Source organism: Plantactinospora alkalitolerans, assembly GCF_015690345.1.
In the GTDB taxonomy this organism is placed as follows: domain Bacteria; phylum Actinomycetota; class Actinomycetes; order Mycobacteriales; family Micromonosporaceae; genus Plantactinospora; species Plantactinospora alkalitolerans.
In genome coordinates this window covers 24,445-31,043 of the sequence record NZ_JADPUN010000336.1, presented here as the reverse complement: position 1 = coordinate 31,043, position 6,599 = coordinate 24,445, and the positions used below count along the sequence as shown (strand labels likewise).

General features: G+C 71.3%; 6 protein-coding genes. 4 read left to right on the top strand and 2 right to left on the bottom strand.

The features are described 5' to 3' along the window. A partial coding sequence (locus I0C86_RS36120; protein ID WP_196205795.1) for a transposase occupies nt 1-658 on the top strand: 658 nt, incomplete at its 5' end. A gap of 24 nt (nt 659-682) precedes the next feature. On the opposite strand, the gene I0C86_RS44060 is transcribed toward I0C86_RS36120, so the two are convergent. Further along, nucleotides 683-2,296: a serine/threonine-protein kinase gene (locus I0C86_RS44060; RefSeq protein ID WP_230395363.1), complete on the bottom strand. Its 1,614-nt coding sequence runs from the start codon at nt 2,294-2,296 to the stop codon at nt 683-685. A gap of 125 nt (nt 2,297-2,421) precedes the next feature. Here I0C86_RS44060 and I0C86_RS36110 point away from each other — a divergent pair, with 125 nt between their 5' ends. The 3 genes from I0C86_RS36110 to I0C86_RS36100 all read left to right on the top strand — a co-directional run bounded on the left by I0C86_RS36110 (nt 2,422) and on the right by I0C86_RS36100 (nt 4,896). Further along, on the top strand, nt 2,422-3,261 hold the full coding sequence (locus tag I0C86_RS36110; RefSeq protein WP_230395362.1) for an ABC transporter ATP-binding protein: 840 nt from the start codon (nt 2,422-2,424) through the stop codon (nt 3,259-3,261). Next, a complete protein-coding gene (locus I0C86_RS36105; RefSeq protein ID WP_196205794.1) occupies nt 3,258-4,169 on the top strand; it encodes an ABC transporter permease in 912 nt (303 codons plus the stop codon). Before I0C86_RS36110 ends, I0C86_RS36105 begins: the two co-directional genes overlap by 4 nt. 106 nt (nt 4,170-4,275) lie before the next feature. Beyond that, the gene (locus I0C86_RS36100; protein ID WP_196205793.1) at nt 4,276-4,896 is read left to right on the top strand and encodes a response regulator; all 621 of its coding nucleotides are present in this window, start codon (nt 4,276-4,278) and stop codon (nt 4,894-4,896) included. Nucleotides 4,897-4,991: 95 nt separating this feature from the next. Here I0C86_RS36100 and I0C86_RS36095 read toward each other — a convergent pair whose 3' ends face one another. After that, nucleotides 4,992-6,044 (bottom strand): LLM class flavin-dependent oxidoreductase, encoded by a 1,053-nt coding sequence (locus I0C86_RS36095; RefSeq protein ID WP_196205792.1) that lies wholly within the window; start codon nt 6,042-6,044, stop codon nt 4,992-4,994. Nucleotides 6,045-6,599: the final 555 nt, after the last annotated feature.

Here is a 6,599-nt window from a genome sequence, read left to right as displayed (position 1 = left end):
GCGGGTAGCCCGGCGCAGCGCGGTCGACCAGCGCGCCGACACCCAACGCCAGATCAAGACGCTGATCGTCACCGCCCCCGACGAACTGCGTGCCCGGCTACGCGGCCTGACCGTCAAACAGCTGATCAACACCTGCGCGAACCTACGACCCGACCGGGCCGACGCTGCGACCCCGACCACCGCCGTCAAACTCGCCCTACGCTCCCTCGCCCGCCGTCACCAGCAGCTCACCACCGAAATCACCGACTTGGACGAGCTACTACAACCCCTCGTCACCGCCATCAACCCCGGTCTGCTCGCCGCCAACGGCGTCGGCGCCGACACCGCCGGCCAACTGCTGGTCACCGCCGGCGAGAACCACGACCGGCTCATCTCCGAAGCCGCGTTCGCCATGCTCTGCGGCGTCGCTCCGATCCCGGCATCATCGGGCAAGACCACCCGGCACCGACTCAACCGCGGTGGCGACCGGCAGGCCAACTGCGCTCTCTACCGCGTCGTGCTCTGCCGCCTGCGCGGGGACCCCCGCACCCGCGCCTACGCCGAGCGCCGCACCAAAGAGGGCATGTCCAAAAAAGAAATCATTCGATGCCTCAAGCGTTACGTCGCCCGCGAGCTCTACCAGATCATCACAATAAACGATCTTGAACTCGCCGGTTGACATCCATAGGAGCATCCTCCGGGTTCATGGTCGTACCCGTACCCCGGCCAGCAGGTTGTCGACGAAGTCCGGTGTGGACTGCGCTGGCGGCGCGACCTGTACGTACACCAGGCCGGCGTCGTCCGGGCCGATGCCGGCGGCCTCGACGATCACCGGCTTGCCCTCCCGACAGGCGGTGAACACGGCCACGAACCAGTCGACGGAGCCCCGTCGTACGGTCCGGACCGGGGCCGCGTCGCACTCGGCGTGGGGATGCTCGGCGACGTATCCGGCCGGGCTGTGCCGGGCGGCGAGGGTCCGGGACAGCCCGACGAACGCCCCGGGTACGGTCGGATCGCTCCGCCAGCGGTCCGGGTCCGGCGACAGCACCAGTGCCGGCTCCAGGGCCCCGTCCGGCCCGCGCTGCCCGATCCAGCCCGATCCGGTGCTGCGCCAACCGTCCGGCAGGGCAACGGTGATCCGCCCCGTCGGGTCCTCGCCGATGTCGGCATGCCGGTCCGGCCAGTCCACCTTCAGCAGGATGAACGTCGCCGTCGAGAGCGTGACGACCAGCGCGACGAGGGCGACCAGCCTGCCCGCCAGCAGGGTGCCGCCGCGTCGCGGACGACGGCATCCTTCCGGTGTGTCCGGCCCGACCCCGACGGCCCCGGCCCTGTCCAGCGCGGCGCCGAATGCCGTCGCGTCGGGGTAGCGGTCATCCGGCCGGTGGGCGGTTGCCTTCCGGAGCACGGCGGCGATGCCGGAAGGCACGCCGGCCCGGAGCACCGGCCAGGTCTCCGGCGTCTCGGTGGGCACCGGCGTGGTGGTGGGTACCGGCGTGGTGCCGGGTGCCGGCGTAGTACCGGGTACCGGCGTGGTGCCGGGCACCGGCGTCGTGGCGGGCTCCGCCGACACGTCGGAGCCGGGGCCGCTCGGCGGGTCGGCGGACGACTCCGCATCGTGCGGGGTCGCGCCGAGGAGCCTCGCGCCGAGGCGACCGAGGCCGAACACATCGGTTCGGGCGTCGACCAGCGCCAGCGACGACTCCTGCTCGGGCGCCATGTAGCCGGGAGTGCCGGCCCGCGCCGTCAGTCCGGACGCCGCGGCGATGGCCTTGGCGAGACCGAGATCCGCGATCAGGACCGAGTCGGTCGGGTCGGATTCGACGGTGGACGGCTTCGGCTGGAACAGCACGTTGCCCGGCGTCAGGTCCCGGTGCACGATTCCGCTCGCGTGCAGGACACCGACTCCGGCCGCGATCTCCCGCAACACGCGCAGCGCCTGCGCGACCGGCATCGGTCCGGCGGCGAGGCGGTCCCGGAGGCTGCCACCCTCGGCCCAGGCCATCACCAGGTACGGCCGCCCGTCGTCAAGTTCGCCGACGGAGTACACCCGGACGAGGCGTTCGTGATCCAGCCGCCACAGCAACCGGCCCTCGTCCAGGAACCGTTCCCGGACCCGCAGGTCGTGGGACCAGTTCTCGGCCAGCACCTTGATCGCCACCCGGGCGCCGAGGGACGGGTCGTGTCCGAGCCACACGGTGGCGAACGAGCCGAAGCCCAGCAGCCGTTCGACCTGGTACGGGCCGATCCGCCGCAGCGGGTTCACGAGGACGGCTGACCGGTGCCGCCGGAGCGCCGCGCGCTGGTCACCGGTCAAGGATATGCCGGTCGACCGGGTGACCGGGCCGACGCACGGCCGCCCCGCTGTCCACCGTTCGATGGACAGCCGGATTCAGTCTGGTGGTCGTCCCTGGCGCCCCGCAGGCGCGACAACATCGAGGCATGACAGTCATCAGTGCGCGCGACCTGCGCAAGTCCTACCGGGGCCAGGTGGCGGTGGACGGGATCGACCTGACCGTGGCCCGGGGCGAGGTGTTCGCTCTGCTGGGGCCGAACGGTGCGGGCAAGACGTCCACGATCGAGATTCTCGAAGGACACCGTCGTCGGGACGGCGGCGCGGTGTCGGTGCTCGGCGAGGACCCGGGAACGGCGGGCCGGAGGTGGCGGGCCAGGCTCGGCATCGTCCTGCAGACCGCGACCGACGCCGCCGAGCTGACGGTCCGGGAAACCGTACGCCACCTGGCCGGGTACTACCCCGACCCCCGCGATCCGGACGAGGTCGTCGCGGTGTGCGGGCTGGCCGAGAAGGCCGGCGCGCGGATACGCAGCCTCTCCGGCGGCCAGCGCCGCCGGGTCGACGTCGCCCTCGGCATCATCGGTCGGCCCGAACTGCTGTTCCTGGACGAGCCGACGACGGGGTTCGACCCGGAGGCGCGCCGGGAGTTCTGGGCGCTGATCCGGCGGCTCGCCGAAGAGGGCACCACGATCCTGCTCACCACCCACTATCTGGACGAGGCCGAGGCGCTCGCCGGCCGGCTCGCCGTCATCTCCCGGGGGCGGATCATCGCCGAGGGTACGCCGCAGACCATCGGCGGCCGGGCGACCGCGACCGCCACCGTCACCTGGCGGGACGGCACCGGGGAGCACCGGGAGCAGACCAGCGACCCGGTGGCCCTGGTGGCCCGGCTGACCGCCCGGGCCGACCTGAGCGTGAGCGACCTGCGGGTACACAGTCCCAGCCTCGAAGACGTCTACCTCGAACTGATCGGAGAACGCGGATGACCGGGCGGAACGAGGGGCGTCAGACGGCTGCGGCCGTGGCCTCACCAGGGCCACGAACGCAGCCCGGAGTGGCCGCCGGCGGCATCGCGCAGGCTTCCGCCGTACGCCTGCCGTCGACCCTGCGGGTCGGTCTCTCCCGGGGGGTCGTCGAACTGAAGCAGTTCTTCCGGCAGAAGGACGCGGTGGTCTTCACCTTCGCCTTTCCGGCCTTCATCGCCCTGATGCTCGGACTCATCTTCGACGAGCCGGTGCACGGGATCGCCGACGTCCGGATAAGCCAGGTGTTCGTGGCCGGGATGATCGCGTACGGGATCGTCTCGACCGCCTTCATCAGCATGGGGGTGGGGATCGCGGTCGACCGCGAGGACGGCACCCTCAAGCGGCTCCGGGGTACGCCCGTTCCGGCCGGCGCCTACTTCATCGGCAAGATCGTGCTGGTCGGGGTCTCCACCGTCGCGGGAATCGTCCTGCTGTTGGCGGTGGGGGTGGTGCTCTTCGACCTGAAGTTGCCGACCGATCCGGCTCGCTGGCTGACCCTCGGCTGGCTGTTGGCACTCTCCGTCGTCAGTTGCACGCTGCTCGGCATCGCGGCCAGCGCGCTGGCGAGGTCGGCAAGAAGCGCTCCCGCCGTACTGAACCTGCCGGCGATCGCGCTGCAGTTCGTCTCGGGGATCTTCGTACACAACGACGCGTTGCCGGACGGGATGATTACCGTGGCATCGTTCTTCCCGGTCAAGTGGATGGGCCAGGGGTTCCGGTCGGTGTTCCTGCCGGACAGCATGATGGTGCAGGAGGCGGCGGGTTCGTGGGAGCCCGGAAGGACCGCCCTGGTGCTCGGGGCGTGGTGTGTGGCCGGGTTGGTGCTGTGCCTGCTGACGTTCCGGTGGGTCGAGCGCGACTCCCGCTGAACCTGCGGGAAGCGCGGGATCGATACGCCCGCCGCCGGCCGGCGGCGGGCGGCGGGCGGTGCCGCGGGCGACCCGGATACGAGACGGTGGAGAGGGAGGCACGCTGGTGATCACGGTGCTGCTGGTCGACGACCATCCCGTGGTCCGGGACGGGTTGCGCGGGATGTTGAACTCCGAGACCGACCTCGTCGTCGTCGGAGAGGCCGGATCGGGGCTGGAGGCCGTGACCATGGCGCGGGCGCATCGACCGGACGTGATCCTGATGGACCTGCGGATGCCCGGCCTCGACGGCGTACACGCCACCGAGGCGATCCTGCGGGAGACGCGGACCAGCCGGGTGGTCGTGCTGACCACGTACGAGAGCGATTCGGACATCCTCCGGGCGGTCGAGGCCGGAGCCATCGGCTATCTGCTCAAGGACGCGACGAAGGCGGAACTGGCCAGTGCGATCCGGGCCGCCTTCCGGGGCGAGACCATGCTCGCCCCCTCGGTCGCGGGGCGGCTCGTCCGGCAGATCCGCAGCCCCGCCGGGCCGGCGCTGTCCGCGCGCGAGGTGCAGGTGCTCGGCCTGGTCGCAAAGGGCCGGACGAACGCCGAGATCGGTCGTGCGCTGCACATCAGCGAGGCGACGGTGAAGACCCACCTGCTGCGGGCGTTCAGCAAGCTCGACGTCTCCGACCGGACCGCGGCGGTCACCACGGCGATGGCGCGTGGCCTGCTGGAGTAGACCGGTCGACGATGGCGTCCGGAAGCGGCTCGGAAGGCGGCCGGGAGGCGGCGGGCAGGCGGCCGGCAGGCGGACCCGTCGGTGCCCGGTCGGAGTCAGGGCGCCGGTGTGGCGTCCGACGCGAGAAGTTCGCGGACCCGGGGGATCACCTCGGTGCCGTACAGCTCGATCGTGTTCATCAGGCGCTCGTGCGGCAGGGTGCCGTTGGAGTACTTCAGGTCGAAGCGTCGCACGCCGAGCACCCGTACCGTTCGGGCGATCTTCTGGGCCACGGTCTCGGCCGAGCCGACGTGCCAGGCGCCGCCGGCAATGTCGGCGTCGAACCGGTCCCGGGTCATCGGAGGCCAGCCGCGTTCGCGGCCGATCCGGTTGAACAGCACCCGGGCGTGCGGCCACAGCAGGTCCGCCGCCTCCTGGTCGGTCGACGCGATGAATCCGGGCGCGTGTACCGCGACCGGCAGCGGGTCGGAGCCGAACTCGCCCAGCGCGCGGTGGTACAGCTCCACGTACGGGGCGAACCGCGCCGGGTCACCGCCGATGACGGCGAGCACGAGCGGGAAGCCGTACCGGGCGGCGCGGACGACGGATTCCGGACTGCCGCCGACGCCGATCCAGGTCCGGATCCGGCCGGACTCCGTCTTCGGGTAGACGTGCTGCTTCTCCAGCGGGGCGCGCACACTGCCCTGCCAGGTCACCGCGTCCTCGGTCAGCAGGTGTGACATCAGGTCGGCCTTCTCGGCGAACAGCCGGTCGTAATCGGCGAGGTCGTACCCGAACAGCGGGAACGACTCGGTGAACGAGCCGCGCCCCAGGGTGATTTCCGCCCGGCCCCGGGACACCGCGTCGAGGGTGGCGAACCGCTCGAAGACGCGTACCGGGTCGTCGGAGCTCAGCACGGTGACGGCGGTACCGAGACGGATCCGCTCGGTCCGGCCCGCGATGGTGGCGAGCACGATCTCCGGGGCCGAGACCGCGTAGTCGTCCCGGTGGTGCTCGCCGAGTCCGAAGCTGTCGACGCCCAGCCCGTCGGCCAGGACGGCCTCCTCGACGACATTGCGGATCACCTGGGCGTACGGGACCCGGTTGCCCTCGGCGTCGGCGGTGACGTCACCGAAGGTGTCCAGACCGAATTCCACGGTCGTGTCCATGTCGTCCTCCTCCATCGGCGCACCGGTCGAATCCGTACGCCCGGCGATGTAACCCCGGAACGCACGATGTTCTTCCCCTGTCGCAGGAGGGACCCGACGGTGGGAAATGGCCGCCGCGATCTTGTCTCGGTGCATTTCTGACGCTAATGTCGACGACGTGACTGCCGGGTCGGCCTTTGGCCACAACCGAGTAGGGCACCCGGCTATCGCGTGAGCCCCGGGTGGGCCCGAGGCCCGCCGTCAGTGCGTCTCGCGCATTCCCCGTGACCCGCCGGACAACCAAACGGTCCTGTCTTCCTGCCGCGACGCCGCTCTTGTGGCCGCCACGCAGCTCTTGCCGCCGCGACACCGCTCTTGTGGCCGCGACGCCGCGCGCGGCGAGCCGGGATACCGGTGCCGCTCCGGTGCCGCTCCGGTGCCGCTCCCGTTCGTAGCGCGACCGCTCGCGGATACCCCGTCCGCGCCCTCTTACGCCACGCCGAGCCCAATTCGTGGTGGCGCCGGGCCGCCCGACAGGCGGTTCTCCGCCATGCCCGCGATCGGTGGCACGGTCAC

Bases quoted from the DNA above. Each gene is read 5' to 3' on its own strand.
- I0C86_RS36105 (WP_196205794.1), top strand. From the start codon at position 3,258: ATGACCGGGCGGAACGAGGGGCGTCAGACGGCTGCGGCCGTGGCCTCA.
- I0C86_RS36110 (WP_230395362.1), top strand. From the start codon at position 2,422: ATGACAGTCATCAGTGCGCGCGACCTGCGCAAGTCCTACCGGGGCCAG.
- I0C86_RS36095 (WP_196205792.1), bottom strand. From the start codon at position 6,044: ATGGACACGACCGTGGAATTCGGTCTGGACACCTTCGGTGACGTCACC.